This window comes from Sphingomonas sp. Y38-1Y (assembly GCF_032391395.1).
GTDB lineage: Bacteria > Pseudomonadota > Alphaproteobacteria > Sphingomonadales > Sphingomonadaceae > Sphingomonas.
On sequence record NZ_CP135916.1, the window covers coordinates 3452735 to 3469439 of the forward strand.

Here is a 16705-nt window from a genome sequence, read left to right on the forward strand (position 1 = left end):
CTTACTTCTCCTGAGCCTGCAGCCGATCTCGGACGGCTTGCGTGATCTTGGGCACGGTCAGCCCGAACTTGTCATAGACGGCGTCGATCGGGCCCGATGCGCCCCAGCCGTCGATGCCGAAGCGAAGGCCGTGCACCATCGTGTAGCGTTCCCAGCCGAGCGTCGTGCCCGCCTCGATCGACACGCGCAGGATCTGCGACGGGTCGACGTCCGGCAGCACGTCGGCGCGGTAGTCGGCGGGCTGCGCGTCGAAACGCTCCCACGATGGCATCGACACGACGTCGGCGCCAATCCCCTCGGCCTCCAGCGCCTCGCGCACGCCCGCGGCGATCTCGACCTCCGATCCCGTCGCGATCAGGATGACACGGCGTTCCGCCTCGGCGGCGAACAGGCGATAGGCGCCGCGCGCCGACTTCATCTCGTTGTCGGTGCGAAGCTGCGGCAGGTTCTGCCGGCTCAGCGCCAGCACCGCAGGCCCGTCCTGCTTGGCGAGCGCCAGCGCCCAGCACTCGGCCGTCTCGACCGTATCGCACGGACGGAAGACGTCGAGGTTGGGGATCAGGCGAAGGCTGGTCAGATGCTCGATCGGCTGGTGCGTCGGCCCGTCCTCGCCCAGCCCGATCGAATCGTGCGTGAGGACATAGATGACGCGCGTGTTCTGGAGCGCCGACAGCCGGATCGCGCCGCGCGCATAGTCGGAAAAGACCAGGAACGTGCCGCCATAGGGGATGACGCCGCCATGCAGCGCCAGCCCGTTCATCGCCGCGGCCATGCCAAACTCGCGAATGCCGTAGGAGACATAGCGGCCGGCATAGTCGTCGGCCGTCAGCGGCCCTGTCGCCTTGGTGCGCGTGTTGTTCGATCCCGTCAGGTCGGCCGATCCGCCGACCATTTCGGGGATCGCCGCGGTCAGCGCCTCGAGCGCCATCTCCGACGCCTTGCGGGTCGCGACCTTCTTGGGGTCGGCCAGCAGCGTGTCGATATAGTCGCCAATCGGGTTGCCGGCGGGCAGCTCGCCCTGCATCCGGCGCGTGAACTCGGCCGCATCGGCATGGCCGGCAAGGCGGGCGTTCCACGCCTCATGCTCGCCATTGCCGCGCTTGCCCGCGGCGAGCCAGGTCTCGCGGATATCGTCGGGGATGACGAAGGCCGGGTGGTTCCAGCCCAGCGCCTCGCGCGCGCCCTCGATCTCCTTGGCACCCAGCGGCGATCCGTGGCTGCCCGACGTGCCCGCCTTGGTCGGCGCACCCTTGCCGATGACGGTGCGGCAGCGGATCAGCGTCGGCAGGTCGCTCGCCAGCGCCTCGTCCATCGCGCGGGCGATGTCGGCATGGTCATGCCCGTCGCACTCGACGACATGCCAGCCGGTCGCGCGATAGCGGGCCGGGATGTCCTCGATCGACGACTTCGACACTGCGCCGTCGATGGTGATGCGGTTGTCGTCCCACAGCACCTTGAGCCGGCCGAGCTTCAGATGACCGGCCAGGCCGATCGCCTCGTGGTTGATGCCTTCCATCAGGCAGCCGTCGCCCGCGATCACCCAGGTATTGTGATCGACCAGCCCGTCGCCGAACTGCGCGTTCAGGTGCCGCTCGGCCAGCGCGAAGCCGACTGCCATCGCCAGGCCCTGGCCCAGCGGCCCGGTGGTCGCCTCGATCCCGGCGAGCTCGAAATTCTCGGGGTGCCCCGCGCACGGGCTGCCGAGCTGGCGGAACGCCTTCAGATCCTCGAGCGTCGGCCGCGCAAACCCGGTCAGGTGGAGCAGCGCATAGATCAGCATCGAGCCGTGACCGGCCGACAGGATGAAGCGGTCGCGATCGGGCCAGTGCGGATCGGCCGCATCGAACTTCAGGTAACGCTGCCACAGCACCGTCGCGACGTCGGCCATGCCCATCGGCATGCCGGGATGGCCCGAATTGGCTGCCTCGACGGCGTCCATCGCCAGCGCGCGGATCGCGTTGGCGCAATCCTGATCCGAAACGGTCATCGACACTCCCCTCGCGCGCGTCTGGATCGGTCGGGTAGGCGCGCGGCTCGGGCGTGCCTTTGCGGCGCTCGCCCGCCCACGTCAACCGGCCCGGCGCATGGCGGCCCGATGACGCTTGCCCGCCCCACCCCCGATGCTATTGATTCGCCATGGAGGCTTCCGAACATCATCCCGCCATCGATCGGATCGAGGCTGCGATCGCCCGGATCGAGCGTGCGTCGGCCAGCCGCGCCTATGCCGGCGATTCGCTGGCGCGCCGCCACGCCGCGCTGCGTGCCCGGATGGAGGAGGCCGTGGCGGCGCTGGACGCGCTGATCGCGCGCGAGGGACAGGACTGATGGCGCAGGTCAGCTTCGAGATCGCCGGGCGCCCCTATGCCGTCGGCTGCCGCGAGGGGGAGGAGCCGCACCTGCGCGCGCTGGCCAAGCGGCTCGACACGCTCGCCCCCGCCGCGACCCGCGCCTCGGGCGGGCTCAACCACGAACGCACGCTGCTCTACATCGCGCTGATGCTGGCCGATCAGGTCGCCGACCTGGAGCGGTCGCCGGCGCAGGGCGTACCGACCCACCTGCTCGACCGACTTGCCGAGCGGCTGGAAGCGGTCGCCGCGGCCCTTGAGGAAGCGCCGGAGAGCGACTAAATAGGTTCCCGGCGGGCACTGCCCGGTACGAGCTTTAGCGAACATCCCTGAGGCGATAATTTCATCCAAGGGGACTGTCCCTGCCCGGACCCTGGTCCGACGTACATGGTTCCCACCTGACGTTTGGGCGTCAGAGGATATTCCAGCAAACGGCCACGGCGGTCCCGCCACCTTGAACCCCGCCCCAGCCCCTTCCATCGACAAACCCGCGCTCAGGGCACGGCTGCGCGGCCTGCGCGACGCGTTCGTCATCGACGGCGCGCCGCCGATCGCGCCGCCCGCCGCCTACCTGGCACGACTCCGGCGGAGCCTCTGCGTTGCCGCCTATGTCCCGCTCGGTTCGGAGGCGGATCCCGCGCCGCTGGTCGAGGCCGCGCTCGCCGCCGGCTGCACGCTCGCACTCCCGCGCACGCTCAGCCGCGCTCGGCCGATCGCCTTCCACGCCTTCGCGCCCGGCGATCCGCTGGAGGTCGCCGCCTTCGGCCTACGCCAGCCGCTGGCCGACGCACCGGTCGCGACGCCCGACATCGTCCTCGTGCCGCTCGTCGGCTTCGACGGCGCGTGCAACCGGCTGGGTCAGGGCGCTGGCCACTATGATCGCGCGCTCGTGGGCTTGCCCGGGGTGTACGCACTCGGCATCGCCTATTCAGTGCAGCAGGTGCCGGCGCTGCCCGTCGACCCGTGGGATCGCGTGCTCGACGCCATCGTCACCGAAACCCGCCTCATCGAAAGGAATACCGCGTCGTGACTCCCTCCTGGCGAAAGCCCGCCGGCGCGCTCCTGATCGTCGTGCTGATCGTCCTCTGGGCGGTGCTGATCGCCAGCTTCTCGGGCGCGATCGGGCAGTTGCATCCGCTCGCCCAGGCGCTGGTCTATGTCATCACCGGCATCGTCTGGATCGCGCCGCTGAAGCCGCTTCTCCGCTGGATGGAAACCGGCCGCTGGCGCGCATAGCGCCTGAACGCAGCGAAGCCCGGCCGCTTGACGCGACCGGGCTTCGTTGTTTCTCCACAAGGGGTGGCGCGAGTGACGGGGCTCGAACCCGCGACCTCCGGCGTGACAGGCCGGCGCTCTAACCAACTGAGCTACACCCGCATTGCCCTTGCGAGGACGCGGCCTCTAGACGGCGCCCCTACCCCTGTCAACTCGGCTCGTCGCGCTTTTCTTTGAACGCCGGATGGCGCGGCGCGGGCCGGCTGGCGAGCGTGCCGTGCTCGAACAGGAAGCCGGCGATATCGGGCTTGCCCGCGGCGTTCAGCACCGTCTGGATGATGATGAGCAGCGGCACCGCCAAAAGCGCGCCCGGCGTCCCCCAGACCCATCCCCAAAAGCTCAGCGACACGAGGATCAGGATCGGGCTGATCGTCAGCCGGTGCCCGACCACCAGCGGCGTGATCGCATTGGCTTCGATCAGGTGCGCGCCGACCATGATGACCGCAGGCAGCATCGCCCACCACAAATCGCTGAACGTCATCAACCCGCCCAGCGCCAGGAGTGCTGCGGCGATCACCGGCCCGAAATAGGGGATGTAGTTGAGGAGCGCGACGATCCCGCCCCACATCAAGGGGGTGGGCATGTCGACCAGGTACAGCGCCCCCGCGACGATCAGCCCCAGCGAGATGTTGATGACCGTGATCGTGCCCAGATAGGCCGAGGTGTCGTCGACGACGTCCTGGATCACGCGCGCCGTCGCCAGCGCCCCGCCGAAGCTCGTGCGGCTGGTGATCGCCGCGCGCCTCAGCCGCGTCCAGCCCGACAGGAAGAAGTAGATGACGAGGATCGCGAAGAACATCTCGATCAGCGCCGACGGCGCCGACGTACCGACCAGGTCGAGCAGGCCCGTCGGCGGCGGCGCGGCGACCGCGGCCGGCGCCTCCCGTGCGGGGACGCTCGCGAAATTCTCGATCGTCCGGTTCACGAACCGCTCGGCGTTTGAATAGAAGTCGATCAGCGGCTTCACGTTCGACTGAATCTGCTGGATCCGCTCGGGCAGCAGCCGCACCCATTGCCATGCCGGCACGACGATCGAGGCGAGCGCAGCATTGGCCACCGCTAGGAACACGATCACGCAGGTCAGCGAGGCCAGCGGCGCGGGCAGCCGCCGCCGCTCCAGCCATTCGAGCGCGGGAACCAGCGCGATGGCGATGACGATCGCCGCGGTCAGCGGCAGGAAGAATTCCGACCCCGCCTTCAGCGCGAACGGCAGCGCCAGGAACAGCCCCGCCCCGGCCATCAGCGTCAGCGCCGCAAGCAGCCGGTCGCGGCGCAACTCCTCCACCGCTTCTTCGGGCTCGGGCATCGGCGGCAACGGCGGATGCCGTTCTTCTAGGGTGGGATTGTCGCTCACGCCGATCTTCTATCCCGATCCGCGGCAATAAGCGACGCCCTGATCCGCCCTCTGGCGATCGAGCCACGGTCGCTTTACGCTCCCCCGCATGGCCGATTTCATCCTCGTGCTCGACGAAGGCACCACCTCGACGCGGGCGATGCTGTTTGACCGCGACGGTACCTGCCACGACAGCGAGAGCCGGCCGCTCGACCAGCATTACCCCCGCGCCGGCTGGGTCGAGCATGACGCGGCGCAGATCTGGAAACGCACGCTCGAATGCGGCCGCACCGTCGTCGACCGCGCCGGCGGGGCGGATCGGATCGCCGCGATCGGCATCGCCAACCAGCGCGAAACCGTCGTCTTCTGGTCGCGCCGCACCGGCGAACCGCTGGCCCCCGCGATCGTCTGGCAGGATCGCCGCTCCGCCGATCTCTGCCGGCGGCTGCGCGACCGCGGCGAGGAAGCGGGCGTCCAGGCGCGTACCGGCCTCCTCCTCGATCCTTATTTCTCGGGCACCAAGATCGCCTGGGCGCTCGAACACTGGCCCGAGCTCAAGGCGGCCGGCGACGACCTCGCGATCGGCACTGTCGAGAGCTGGCTCGTCTGGAAGCTGACCGGCGGCGAGCATCTGACCGACGCCAGCAACGCCGCTCGCACGCTGCTGATGGGGCTCGGCACCGGCCAGTGGGACGACGGCCTGGTCGACCTGTTCGGCGTGCCCCGCGCCGCGCTCCCGCGCATCACCGACAATGCCGGCGACTTCGGCACGACCGATGCGTTCGGCGGCTCGATCCCGATTACGGGTCTTGCCGGCGATCAACAGGCAGCGACGATCGGTCAGGCCTGTCTCGACCGCGGCACCGTCAAGGCGACCTATGGCACCGGCGCCTTCGTCCTCGCCAATTGCGGCGCGGTGCCGCCCACCTCGCGCCATCGGCTCCTTTCGACAGTGCTGTGGCAGCTGGGCGGCAGACGCACCTATGCACTGGAGGGGTCGGTGTTCGTCGCCGGCAGCCTGATGCAATGGCTGCGCGATTCGCTGAAGCTGATCGAGCGCGCGGACGAGAGCGAAGGCCTGGCGCGATCGGTCGAGGACAATGGCGGCGTCTATTGCGTCCCCGCGCTCGCCGGTATCGGCGCACCCTGGTGGGAGGCGGAGGCGCGCGCCGCGCTTACCGGCATGAGCTTCTCGACCACGCGCGCGCATGTCGTTCGCGCCTGCCTCGAATCGATGGCGCACCAGACCCACGATCTCCAGACCGCCTTCGCCGCCGATGGCGCGCGCTGGTCGTGCCTGCGCATCGACGGCGGCATGGTCGCCAACGACTGGATGGCGCAGGACCTCGCCGATATGCTCGACCTGGAAGTCGAGCGGCCGGGCTTTGCCGAGACGACCGCGCTTGGCGCGGCGATGCTCGCGGGGCTCGGCTGCGGCTGGTTCAAGGACCTCAGCGAGGCGGCGGCGATGCGCGGGGCCGCGGATCGCTTCAAGCCGGCGATCGATGCCGACGATCGCGACCGGCGACTGGCGGGCTGGTCGGCGGCGGTCGCCGCAGTCGTCTCGGCGGCGGCGAGGTAAGGTTTCGCTTACCCCTTTGGGACTAGGATGCGCCGAAAGGGATCGAAAGCCGCCTATGTCCGCCCAGCCGCTCGATGAAGAACAGCGTGCCAGCCTGCGCCTGACGCTCCATGCCGAGGGTCGGCTGTCCGAGCCCTATGCCGGTGGCCACGGAATCGAGCTGCTCGACATTTCGGCGACGGGCGCGCGCATCGCCACCTATCGCCGCTTCCAGCCCGGCCAGGTCGTCTACCTGACCGTCGACCAGCTCCGCTCGATCAAGTGCCATGTCCGCTGGGCGCGCCCCGGCGAGGTCGGCGTCGCGTTCGATCGCCCGCTCCACGTCGCGATCCTCGAACATCTGGCGGCGACCCACCGCGGCTGACGCGCCTCAGATCAACGCCTCGATCAGCCCGATCAGCGGCTTGTCCGCTGGCGGCATCTCCAACCGGTGAAGTTCGACCGGCCGCACCCACTTCAAGGCCTCGGCATGCCGCGCTTCGGGCAGGCCCCGCCATTTGCGGCAGGCATAGAGCAGAAGCAGCAGGTGCTTTTCCCCCAGCGGTTCGCTCGCGAACACCGCCGGCGCCAGGCACGCCGCCTCGACATCGATGCCCAGTTCCTCGTCCAGCTCGCGGATCAGCGCCGCCTCCGGCGTCTCGCCCGGCTCGACCTTCCCGCCCGGAAACTCCCACAGCCCCGCCATTGGCCCGCCCGCGGGGCGCCGCTGGACCAGCACGCGTCCGTCGCCGTCGACCAGCGCCGCCGCTGCGACCAGCAGCATCGGCAACGGACCATCCGCTCGCATTTCGTTAACCCCTTCTAACTAGGACCGGACCGACGACCGACGGGGGATATCATGGCGCGACTGGCACGATTGGCGCAACGCCTGCTTCGCGAACGGCGGGCCGCCACGGCGGTCGAGTACGGCCTGATCCTCGCGCTCGTCGTCATCGCCATCATTGCCGCGATCATGGCCGTCGCCAACGTCACGACCGGCATGTGGAACAACGTCAACACGCGCGTCGACGAGGTCATGTGAGGCCAGCTTCAATTTTGTTCCCGTGACCTGCAAATATTTTCCGCAGCCGCCTCGACTTAAACCTTTTCCTAACCCCCCTGCCCCTATTCGGAGGTTGCTGGTTCCGGGGGCTCTCGGACAGCCGGGTGTTTGAAGCTTTGGACCGATGGAGACCGGAATGCAGACGATTCGCAAGATTTTCACCGACAAGAAGGGCGCCACCGCGATCGAGTACGGCCTGATCGCCGCGCTGATCGCCGTTGCGGCGATCGCCGCGATGCAGGGCCTCGGCAACAACCTGACGAAGACGTTCAACAACGTCGCGTCGAACATGAAGTCGACCTGATCGCTTCTGACAGGACTGATTTCCCAGCGGGGGCGGCAGGACCAGGTTCTGCCGCCCTTTCTGTTGATTCGGTTCGTCGCCGCCGCAATGCCGCTGATCGCAAGCGGCCGCCCGGCGCACCCAAGTTAATTTGACTTTAGCACCTCCCCGGCACAGTCGCCGGGCACATGGCCGGTGCGGACGGTCAGCGGCGGGGGCCGGACGAGTTTGTTCCTCAACGACGATCAGCACTGGCTCGACGGCTCGGCGACGGGCACGCGCGGCTTCGGGCGCGCCAACGCGCTCGCGCTGCCGACGCAGACCGGGATCGAGCGCGCGGCCGAGCGGTTGCGCCGCCTCGACCTCGTCGTCGACCTGGGCGCCGATATCGGTTCGGCCGCTTGGCTCCGCGGCGCCGCCACATGCCTCGGCCTTTGCGCGCTCACCATCGCGCTCGCCCCCAGGCTCGATCGTCCGATCCACGTCGTCGGCACCGCGCCCGCCAGCACTACCGATCGCGACGAGCTCGCCTCGCAATCGATCGCCCCGCTCGCGTTCGGCGCCACCAGCGGCCGGCGGATCGGCGCGACCAACGCGGTCCGCCCGCTCGCCGACACGCCCGAGCGCCCGACCCTCGATCTCTCCGCGACATTGCCCGGCGGCGACGCCATCGCTCGCACGCTCCGCCGCAGCGGCGTGGGCGCGGGCGAGGCCGACCGCGCGGCCGCGCTCATCGCCGAGCAGGTGTCGCTCGCCGACATCCGTCCGGGCACGCGCATCGACCTGACGCTCGGCCGTCGCCCGACGCGCGACGTGCCGCGCCCGCTCGAGCACCTCGCCTTCCGCGCGCGTTTCGACCTGGCGCTAGAGGTCGTGCGCGACGGCGGCACCTTTACCGTTCGGCCGATGCCGATCGCGATCGACGCGACGCCGCTCCGCATCCGCGGACGCGTCGGCTCCAGCCTCTATCGCTCGGCACGCGCTGCCGGTGCGCCGGCCAAGGCGGTCGAGGCCTTCATCCGCCAGATCGCGACCCGAATGCCGATGTCGCGCATCGGCGCCGACAGCCAGTATGAACTGATCGTCGAGCAGGAACGCGCCGCGACCGGAGAGACCCGCCAGGGCAAGCTCCTTTATGCCGCTGTCGGCGAAGGGGATCGCCGGACGCAACTGGTGCGCTGGGAAGATGGCGGCCGCACCGACTGGTTCGACCCCAAGGGCGTGGGCGAGAAGAAGGGCATGATGGCGATGCCGGTCGCGGCCCGCATCTCCTCCAGCTTTGGCTGGCGCACGCATCCCGTGCTCGGCTTCCGCCGCCTGCACAAGGGCATGGACTTCGCCGCCCCCTATGGCAGCCCGATCCGCGCCGCGACCGACGGCGTCGTCGCCTTTGCCGGGCGGCACGGCGGCTATGGCAATTTCGTCAAGCTCGTCCATGGCGGCGGGCTGGCGACCGGATACGGCCATATGAGCCGCATCGCGGTCCGCGGCGGCGAGCGCGTCAACCGGGGCGAGGTGATCGGCTATGTCGGCTCAACCGGCCTCTCGACCGGCCCACACCTCCATTACGAGCTGTGGCGCAACGGCAGCCCGATCAACCCGGCCTCGGTCAGCTTCACCACCACCTCGCAGCTCTCGGGCCGCGACCTCGCCAACTTCCGCGCGCTCGTCTCGCGGCTGATGGCGGTGCCGGTGCGCGGCGGTTCGGCTCAGTAATCGCGCTCCCGCGAAGGCGGGAGCCCGGGGCGACTAGCGCCAGCGCTCTTGGGTCGGAGCTTCTTCGGCGGAAGCACGGCTCGCTTCCAATACCGGCTTGCCCATCGCCCCCTGCCCCGCGCGGTACCCCAGCGTCGCGCGCCCCTGCACCGGCCCGGCAACATCCGCGACGAGGTAGAGCGGCCGCCGCTTCGCCTCGACATACAGGCGGCCCAGATACTCGCCGATCATGCCGAGCACGAGCATCTGCACCGCGCCAAGGAACACGGTGATGAGCATCGTCGACGTCCATCCCTGCACCGCCGACCCGGTCAGGAACCCGACCGCGATGTAGATGAACAGGAGGAACGACAGGAAGAACAACGCGATGCCGATATGGCTCGCCCAGCGAAGCGGCGCTGTGGAGAAGCCGGTCACCGCATCGAAGGCGAAGCGCAGCATCTTCGACAACGGATACTTGGTCTCGCCCGCATGCCGCTCGTGCCGGTCATAAAGGAACGGCACCTGGCGAAAGCCCACCCACGCCACCATGCCGCGGATGAACCGCGCCTGCTCCGGCAGGCTCAGGAGCGCGTCGAGCGCGCGGCGGCTCATTAGGCGGAAGTCGCCGGTATCGAGCGGGATCGGCGTGTCGGTGACCCGGTCGAGAAAGCGGTAGAAGGCCGCGGCGGTCAGCTTTTTGAAGAACGTCTCGCCCTCGCGCTTGCGACGCACGGCATAGACGACGTCGGCGCCCTCCGCCGCCATCTGCGCGCGCATGTCGGTCAGGAGCTCGGGCGGGTCCTGCAGGTCGGCGTCGATGATGAGGATCTGCTCGCCCGCACACAGGTCCAGCCCCGCGGTGAGCGCAAGCTGATGCCCATGGTTGCGCGACAGGTTGACCGCCACCAGCCGCGGGTCGGCAGCGGCCAGCCGCTGCATCACCGCCCAGGACTCATCACGCGATCCGTCGTTGACCAACACGATCTCGTGCGACTCGCCCACCGCCGCGCGCGCCGCCGCCGACACGCGCGCGTGCAGCGCCTCCAGACAGGCGGCTTCGTTATAGCAGGGGATGACGACGGAGAGAGCGGGCCGATGCATGACCGCGGCGTGTAGCGCGGCGCGGGGAGTTGGGCAAAGGGGGCGCCCCCCACACCAGCGTTCGTTTCGAGCGAAGTCGAGAAACGCGGGACGGCGCACAACTCGTTTCTCGACTACGCTCGAAACGAACGCTGCATTTTACAGAACCGTCGCGTCCAGCCCGTCCAGGATGAACTGCGTCGCCAGCGCCGCCAGTAGCACGCCGAGCAATCGCGTAATCACCGCCTCGATCCGCGTGCCGAGCAGCCGCATCATCGGCCCCGCCGCGATCAGCGCGACCAATGTGACGAGCAGGATCGTCAGCAGCGCCGCCAACACCACCAGCGACGCCGCCAGCCCCTGGGTCCGGCTCATCATCAGCATTACCGACGCGATCGACCCCGGCCCCGCGATCATCGGCATCGCCATCGGGAACGCGGCGACGTCCTCGACCTCAGGCGTCTCGATGATCTTCTGCGCGCGATCCTCGCGCCGCTGCGTCCGCTTCTCGAACACCATCTCCAGCGCGATCAGGAACAGCATGATCCCGCCGGCGATCTTAAACGCGTCCAGGCTGACATGAAGCGCGCGCAGCAGATCCTCGCCGAACAGCGCGAAGCCGATCAGGATGCCGCCCGCGATCAGCACCGCCCGCACCGCCATCGACCGCCGCTGGATCGGCGACGCGCCCGTCGTCAGCCCGGCATAGATCGGCGCGCAGCCCGGCGGGTCGATGATGACGAAGAAGGTGGCGAGCGCCGAGACATAAAGCTCGATCATGGCGCGATCCTAGATCGCCTGAGGATCGAGCGCGATGCCCGCGCGGCGGTGCGCGGCGACGAGCGTGTTGCGCAGCAGGCACGCGATCGTCATCGGCCCCACCCCGCCCGGCACCGGCGTGATCGCCGAGGCGACCGACGCGGCGCTTTCGAAATCGACGTCGCCGACCAGGCCCGTGGCCGTCCGATTGATGCCGACGTCGATCACCACCGCGCCCGGCTTGATCCACTCGCCGCGCACGAAGTTCGGCCGGCCTACCGCGGCGACGACGATGTCGGTCTGGGCCAGATGGTGCGCGAGGTTGCGGGTGCGCGAATGCGCGATCGTGACGGTGCAGTCGGCCGCGGTCAGCAGCGCCGCCATCGGCTTGCCGACGATGTTCGACCGGCCGACCACGACGGCGTTGAGCCCGCTCAGATCCTCGAGCTGCGCCTTCAGGAGCATCAGGCAGCCATAGGGCGTGCACGGCACGAAGCCGTTGAGCCCCGTCGCCAGCCGCCCGGCATTGACCGGATGGAAGCCGTCGACATCCTTGTCGGGGTCGATCCGCGTCAGCACCGCCTGCGCGTCGAGCCCGTCGGGCAGCGGAAGCTGCACCAGGATGCCGTCGACCGCATCGTCGGCATTCAGCCGATCGACCAGCGCGATCAGCTCGGCCTGCCCGGTGTCGGCGGGCAAGCGGTGCTCGAAGCTCTCCATGCCCGCCGCGACCGTCGCCTTGCCCTTCGACCGGACATAGACCGACGAGGCTGCATCTTCGCCGACCAGCACGACGGCGAGCCCCGGCTTGCGCCCGGCATCCTCGGCGAATGCCGCCGCCAGCTCCGCCACGCGCGCGCGCAGCGTCGCTGCGGCTGCTTTCCCGTCGATCAGTTCGGCTGTCATGGCGCGCTTCCTAGCGCGCGGCCGCCTGAGCCGCCACCCGGCTTAAAGCGGGACCGCGCCGTTCGATGCGATGTTGAGCGCCATGCGGGCGAGGATCGTGTCGAGGATCGCGATCAGCACCAGGACGACGATCGGCGACACGTCCAGCGCGCCGAAATCGGGGAGTACCCGGCGGATCGGGCGGTAGATCGGCTCGGTCAGCACCTGGAGTCCGTTCCACACCGAACGGACGAAATCATTCTGCGTGTTGATGACGTTGAACGCGATCAGCCATGACAGGATCGCCTGCACGATCAGGATCCACCACAGCACGCTGAGCAGGATCCGGGCGATATCGATCAGGGTGAGCAAACGGGCCTCCGCGTAACTGGGTCGGTGCGGCATATCGGAACTGTGCTCGCCCCGACAAGGGCGCGCGACGCATCAGATGCCGGCGTACCATTCATAGTCGGCGATATCCTCCCACAGCCCGCCCTTGCCGCCATGGATGGACTTGAGGTCGGCGACCGCCTCGATCCGGTCGACATATTTGGCGTGCTTGTAGCCAAGCTGCCGCTCGACGCGCAGCCGCACGGGCGCGCCGTGTCCGACGTCCAGCCGCCGGTCGTTAAGCCCCAGCGCCAGGATCGTCTGCGGGTGAAAGGCATCGACCAGATCGATCGATTCGTAATAGGGGCGCCCGCCCGCATATCGGTCGGCACAGTGGAAGACGAGGAAGCGCGCCCGGTCGCTGAGGCCGACGGCATCGAGCAGCGTCGCCAGCCGCGGCCCCTGCCACTTGCCGATCGCGCTCCACCCCTCGACACAGTCGTGACGCGTGATCTGCGCGCGCTGCGGCATCGACATGAGCTGCGCGACGCTGAACGCCTGCGGCCGCGCGACCAGCCCGTCGACGCGTACGCGCCAGTCGGCGAAGCGGCTCGCGACATGCGCGGCATAATCGGGCGTGTTCGGGTCGCGCGTGCCGTTGGTGCGGAACACCGGCGACATCTGGTCGACCCGGAACTCACGCGCGAGGGCGCCGCGGTTGAGGAGGGCGCGCTGCGTCCACTGGTTCCAGTCGGCGCCCTTGAAGATCAGCGACCGCACCGCCTCGTTCTGGCCCGCCGCATCGCAGCCCGCGAGTAGCCCGCCGGCCCCCGCGGCCAAGCCGCCGATCAGCGCGCGGCGCGTCAGGACGCTCATCGGTAATCCCTCCCAGGCACCCGCCACCGCCCCGTTACCATCGACCGCACTTCGTTGAGCGGTCCCGCCAGGATGACGAGCGCCAGGTGAACGACGATGAACGCGGCGATCGCCATCGATGCGATGAAGTGGATCGACCGCGCCGACTGGCGCCCGCCGAACAGGTCGAGCAGCCACGGCGCGACCGCGTTGAACCCCGGCGACATCGTCAGCCCCGTCGCGATGACGAGCGGCAGCGCCAGAAAGATGACGCCGACATAGCTCAACTTCTGGAGCGTGTTGAACGCCCCCGGCCGCTCCGGATCGTGGAAGCGGAGCGCCAGATGCTCGCGCACGTCATGCGCCAGATGCCCGGGCGACAGCTCCGCCGCGCGCAGCCGAAGGTCGCGCTGGAAATGCCGGTTGAGGAGGCTGGCGATCATGAACGCCAGCAGCGCGAACCCTAGGATCAGCGCGAACGTCAGATGCCACCGCCGCGCAAGCGCCAGGTTATAGGTCGACGGGATCGTCAGCCAACCCGGCACCCGCCCCCCCTCGAACACCCAGGCGATACGGAACCAGGGCTGGTCGAAATTGGCGCCGAACTGTCCCCAATAAAGCTGCGGATGTGCGTTGAGGATCATCAATCCCGACCCGAGCAGCACGAAGATCGCCAGCGCGCTGATCCAGTGCCACAGCCGCGTGGCGAGCTTGTGCTTGGCAATCCACATTCCGGCCACCTTACCCGTAAGCGCGCACGAAGAACACGACCGTCGTCACGGTCGTCACGGTCAGCGTCCATCCGCGCACCAGCCCGGGCGACAATCGCCGTCCGAGCAGCGCGCCGACCCAGCCGCCGATCGCCGCACCGACCAGCATCGGCACGCAAGCCGCCCATCCGACCATCGCGAATGTGACGAAGATCACCGTCGCCGACGCGTTCGCCATTCCCAGCATCAGCGTGCGCGGCGCCATCAGCCGGTGCGGCGGCTCGCCCGCCAGCAGCCCCCACATCGCGGTCAGCATCAGCCCCATGCCGCCGCCGAAATAGCCGCCATAGACGCCGAGCAGCACCTGCGCCGCGACCAGGGCGCGCGGCCCCGGCGTCGCATGCCGCTGCAACGCCGCCGCCGCCCGCTTGCCGAACGCGACGGCGATCGTGGCCAGCAGGAGCAGCCACGGCACGACGACGTCGAACACCTGTGTCGGCGTCACCACCAGCAACAGGCTGCCGACCAGCCCCGCCAGGAAGGTGATCGCCGACAGCGTCCGGATCGACACGCCGCCGATCGGCTGGAGCCCCTTGCGATACGTCCAGGCGCTGGCGAGCGCGCCCGGCTGCAGCGCGACGTTCGAGGTCGCGTTGGCGATCGGGCTGGGCAGGCCGATCGCGATCAGCGCCGGCATCGTCGCGAACGTCCCGCCGCCCGCCAGCGCGTTCATCGCTCCGCCGAGCAGACCGGCGCCGGCCGCAAGCGCAAGGGGAGCAGGATCAAGCATCGCCCGCCGCCCTGCGCCGCACACCGCGCGCCTGTCCAGCGCCCCACGCCAGCGTCAGAACGATCAGTCCGCCAATGCCCAGTTCGCTTCCAGCAAGCCGGTCGTCCGCTCACCGCGTCGCGCCATCACGCCCGCCTGCGCCAGCGCCGCGATCACCGCGTCGCCCGGCCCCGTCGCCCCGTCGATCGCCGGCGGCAGGCCGGTCCGCTTCGCCATCCATGCGATCAGTTCGACCGCCTGCGGGTCGGGCACATCCTCGTTCAACTGGATCGCAATCGGCTCGGGCAAGGGCGGCACGATCTCGATCCGCCACCCCGGCGCGCCCGCCGCAACGCGCTGTTCGAGCAGGCGATAGGCCGCGGCGCTCGCGCCGGGCAACGGCACCGCGCGCGCCAGCGCATGCCGCTGGTCGACGTCGATCATGATCGCTTCGCGCGGCGTGCCGGTGACGAGCGCCAGCCGCTCTGCCACCTGCTGCCCCATCCGGTCGCCCAGCCGCCCGGCGGCATTGGCGATCTGTGCCGCTTCCGCCTCCGCGCCGGTACCCACCCGGTATTGGTCGATCGAGACGCTGACCGGCCGCCCCGCGCGCTGGCGAAGCTCGGCGGCGGCGTGCCGCTCGGCCTCGCGGTTGCTGCGCGGGGTCAGCACCGTCGCCTCCACCCGGATGCGATCCGCGCCATAGGTGACATCGACCTGGCTCAACCGCGCCGCGCCGCCGAACTCGGCCGCGATCACCTCCCGCACCTGGCGCGAGAAGATCGACTCCCACGCGATCTGGCGCAGCGAAACGCCCAGCGGCACCGCCAAGGCGGCGAGCAGCGCGACGATCAGGAAGGTCTGGAACAATGTATGCTGCGGCGAGAGATGCGCGCCAAACCCGTGCAACCGCGCGATCACGGCCGCCGACAGCGCGATCGTCACGAAGTTGGTGACGAACAGCAGGATCGCTCCGCCCAGCACCGTCGCGTTCTGCGTCGCGAGGCCGAACCCGACCACGCACAAGGGCGGCATCAGCGCGGTCGCGATCGCGACACCCACCACCGTCCCGTGCCGCCCGTGGATCATCGCATAGGCACCTGCCAGCGCCGAGAACAACGCCACGAACAGGTCGAACAGATTGGGCCGCGTGCGCGACGCGATCTCGTCGGTCGCATTTTGGAGCGGCGAGAACAGGACGATCAGCGCACTGAACGCCACCGCCAGCACGATGCCGAGCGCCAACGCCGCCAGCGCCGCGCGGATCTCGCGCCAATCGAACGTCGCGATCCCGAAGCCCAGTCCGATGATCGGCCCCATCAGCGGCGAGATCAGCATCGCCCCCAGCACGATCACCGGCGAGGGCAGCAGCATGCCCAGCATCGCGATGCCCGCCGCCATCAGCGTCATGAACGCATAGCGCCCATTCCAGCGCGCATCGTCGCGCACCTGGGTCAGCACCGCTTCATGGTCCAGCCCGCGGCGAAGATGCGCGGCCCACCAGCGGCGGACGGCGACGAAGGAAGCGCGATTGCGCGCGAATACCGTCATGGATCAGCCACTAGGGCCTTTGCCCCGCCCCGACCAGTGCATCCGAGCTCGGGAGCAACTGCAGGATATTTCAGCTTGGTGTCGCATGCGAGACGACGTCGACGATGCGTAGCGACGCGCGCATGAATGATCCCGCCATTCAGGCGGACTCGTGCATCCTCCACGCGCAGCTGCACGGACCGGGAAGACTGATTGCCTTCCCGGCCTT

General features: G+C 69.2%; 20 protein-coding genes and 1 tRNA gene. 9 read left to right on the forward strand and 12 right to left on the reverse strand.

Translation table 11 applies throughout. From position 1 onward, the window contains the following. Window position 1 precedes the first annotated feature (1 nt). The gene (gene tkt, locus RS883_RS16395; RefSeq protein ID WP_315761248.1) at window positions 2-1987 is read right to left on the reverse strand and encodes a transketolase; all 1986 of its coding nucleotides are present in this window, start codon (window positions 1985-1987) and stop codon (window positions 2-4) included. 149 nt (window positions 1988-2136) lie between these two features. Here tkt and RS883_RS16400 point away from each other — a divergent pair, with 149 nt between their 5' ends. From RS883_RS16400 to RS883_RS16415, 4 genes are all read left to right on the forward strand, one after another. Then, window positions 2137-2325 (forward strand): hypothetical protein, encoded by a 189-nt coding sequence (locus RS883_RS16400; RefSeq protein WP_315761249.1) that lies wholly within the window; start codon window positions 2137-2139, stop codon window positions 2323-2325. Then, complete coding sequence (locus RS883_RS16405; protein WP_315761250.1) at window positions 2325-2627, forward strand: cell division protein ZapA; 303 nt, start codon at window positions 2325-2327, stop codon at window positions 2625-2627. Before RS883_RS16400 ends, RS883_RS16405 begins: the two co-directional genes overlap by 1 nt. A gap of 172 nt (window positions 2628-2799) precedes the next feature. Then, complete coding sequence (locus tag RS883_RS16410) at window positions 2800-3375, forward strand: 5-formyltetrahydrofolate cyclo-ligase (protein WP_315761251.1); 576 nt, start codon at window positions 2800-2802, stop codon at window positions 3373-3375. After that, window positions 3372-3581: a DUF2842 domain-containing protein gene (locus tag RS883_RS16415; protein WP_315761252.1), complete on the forward strand. Its 210-nt coding sequence runs from the start codon at window positions 3372-3374 to the stop codon at window positions 3579-3581. The genes RS883_RS16410 and RS883_RS16415 overlap by 4 nt, the downstream gene beginning before the upstream one ends. A gap of 64 nt (window positions 3582-3645) precedes the next feature. Here the strand turns inward: RS883_RS16415 and RS883_RS16420 are convergent. Together RS883_RS16420 and RS883_RS16425 are read right to left on the reverse strand one after the other, a co-directional pair. Further along, a tRNA-Asp gene (locus tag RS883_RS16420) sits at window positions 3646-3722 on the reverse strand. Window positions 3723-3768: 46 nt separating this feature from the next. Continuing rightward, window positions 3769-4926, reverse strand: a complete 1158-nt coding sequence (locus RS883_RS16425) for an AI-2E family transporter (protein WP_315761253.1) — start codon at window positions 4924-4926, stop codon at window positions 3769-3771. A 136-nt stretch (window positions 4927-5062) separates the two neighbouring features. On the opposite strand from RS883_RS16425, the gene RS883_RS16430 reads away from it, so the two are divergent. Continuing rightward, the gene (locus RS883_RS16430) at window positions 5063-6535 is read left to right on the forward strand and encodes a glycerol kinase (RefSeq protein WP_315761254.1); all 1473 of its coding nucleotides are present in this window, start codon (window positions 5063-5065) and stop codon (window positions 6533-6535) included. Window positions 6536-6590: 55 nt separating this feature from the next. After that, the gene (locus RS883_RS16435; RefSeq protein ID WP_315761255.1) at window positions 6591-6899 is read left to right on the forward strand and encodes a PilZ domain-containing protein; all 309 of its coding nucleotides are present in this window, start codon (window positions 6591-6593) and stop codon (window positions 6897-6899) included. 6 nt (window positions 6900-6905) lie between these two features. Here RS883_RS16435 and RS883_RS16440 read toward each other — a convergent pair whose 3' ends face one another. Then, window positions 6906-7322 (reverse strand): (deoxy)nucleoside triphosphate pyrophosphohydrolase, encoded by a 417-nt coding sequence (locus RS883_RS16440; protein ID WP_315761256.1) that lies wholly within the window; start codon window positions 7320-7322, stop codon window positions 6906-6908. 51 nt (window positions 7323-7373) lie between these two features. Here RS883_RS16440 and RS883_RS16445 point away from each other — a divergent pair, with 51 nt between their 5' ends. The 3 genes from RS883_RS16445 to RS883_RS16455 all read left to right on the forward strand — a co-directional run bounded on the left by RS883_RS16445 (window position 7374) and on the right by RS883_RS16455 (window position 9576). After that, complete coding sequence (locus tag RS883_RS16445) at window positions 7374-7556, forward strand: Flp family type IVb pilin (protein WP_315761257.1); 183 nt, start codon at window positions 7374-7376, stop codon at window positions 7554-7556. Window positions 7557-7713: 157 nt separating this feature from the next. Beyond that, window positions 7714-7881: a Flp family type IVb pilin gene (locus RS883_RS16450; protein ID WP_315761258.1), complete on the forward strand. Its 168-nt coding sequence runs from the start codon at window positions 7714-7716 to the stop codon at window positions 7879-7881. A gap of 174 nt (window positions 7882-8055) precedes the next feature. Next, entirely contained in the window at window positions 8056-9576 is a 1521-nt protein-coding gene (locus RS883_RS16455; RefSeq protein ID WP_315761259.1) for a M23 family metallopeptidase, read from the forward strand. A 33-nt stretch (window positions 9577-9609) separates the two neighbouring features. On the opposite strand, the gene RS883_RS16460 is transcribed toward RS883_RS16455, so the two are convergent. The 8 genes from RS883_RS16460 to RS883_RS16495 all read right to left on the reverse strand — a co-directional run bounded on the left by RS883_RS16460 (window position 9610) and on the right by RS883_RS16495 (window position 16497). After that, complete coding sequence (locus RS883_RS16460) at window positions 9610-10659, reverse strand: glycosyltransferase family 2 protein (RefSeq protein WP_315761260.1); 1050 nt, start codon at window positions 10657-10659, stop codon at window positions 9610-9612. 138 nt (window positions 10660-10797) lie between these two features. Beyond that, window positions 10798-11418, reverse strand: a complete 621-nt coding sequence (locus RS883_RS16465; protein ID WP_315761261.1) for a MarC family protein — start codon at window positions 11416-11418, stop codon at window positions 10798-10800. Window positions 11419-11427: 9 nt separating this feature from the next. Continuing rightward, a complete protein-coding gene (gene folD / locus RS883_RS16470) occupies window positions 11428-12303 on the reverse strand; it encodes a bifunctional methylenetetrahydrofolate dehydrogenase/methenyltetrahydrofolate cyclohydrolase FolD (RefSeq protein WP_315761262.1) in 876 nt (291 codons plus the stop codon). A gap of 42 nt (window positions 12304-12345) precedes the next feature. Further along, window positions 12346-12654, reverse strand: coding sequence for a YggT family protein (locus RS883_RS16475; protein WP_315761263.1), 309 nt, complete (start codon window positions 12652-12654; stop codon window positions 12346-12348). Between the two features lie 72 nt (window positions 12655-12726). Beyond that, window positions 12727-13488: a molybdopterin-dependent oxidoreductase gene (locus tag RS883_RS16480; RefSeq protein ID WP_315761264.1), complete on the reverse strand. Its 762-nt coding sequence runs from the start codon at window positions 13486-13488 to the stop codon at window positions 12727-12729. Beyond that, the gene (locus tag RS883_RS16485) at window positions 13485-14198 is read right to left on the reverse strand and encodes a cytochrome b/b6 domain-containing protein (RefSeq protein ID WP_315761265.1); all 714 of its coding nucleotides are present in this window, start codon (window positions 14196-14198) and stop codon (window positions 13485-13487) included. The genes RS883_RS16480 and RS883_RS16485 overlap by 4 nt, the downstream gene beginning before the upstream one ends. A 10-nt stretch (window positions 14199-14208) precedes the next feature. Further along, window positions 14209-14910, reverse strand: coding sequence for a sulfite exporter TauE/SafE family protein (locus tag RS883_RS16490; RefSeq protein WP_315761266.1), 702 nt, complete (start codon window positions 14908-14910; stop codon window positions 14209-14211). Between the two features lie 120 nt (window positions 14911-15030). After that, window positions 15031-16497: a DUF389 domain-containing protein gene (locus tag RS883_RS16495; RefSeq protein WP_315761267.1), complete on the reverse strand. Its 1467-nt coding sequence runs from the start codon at window positions 16495-16497 to the stop codon at window positions 15031-15033. Between the last annotated feature and the right edge of the window lie 208 nt (window positions 16498-16705).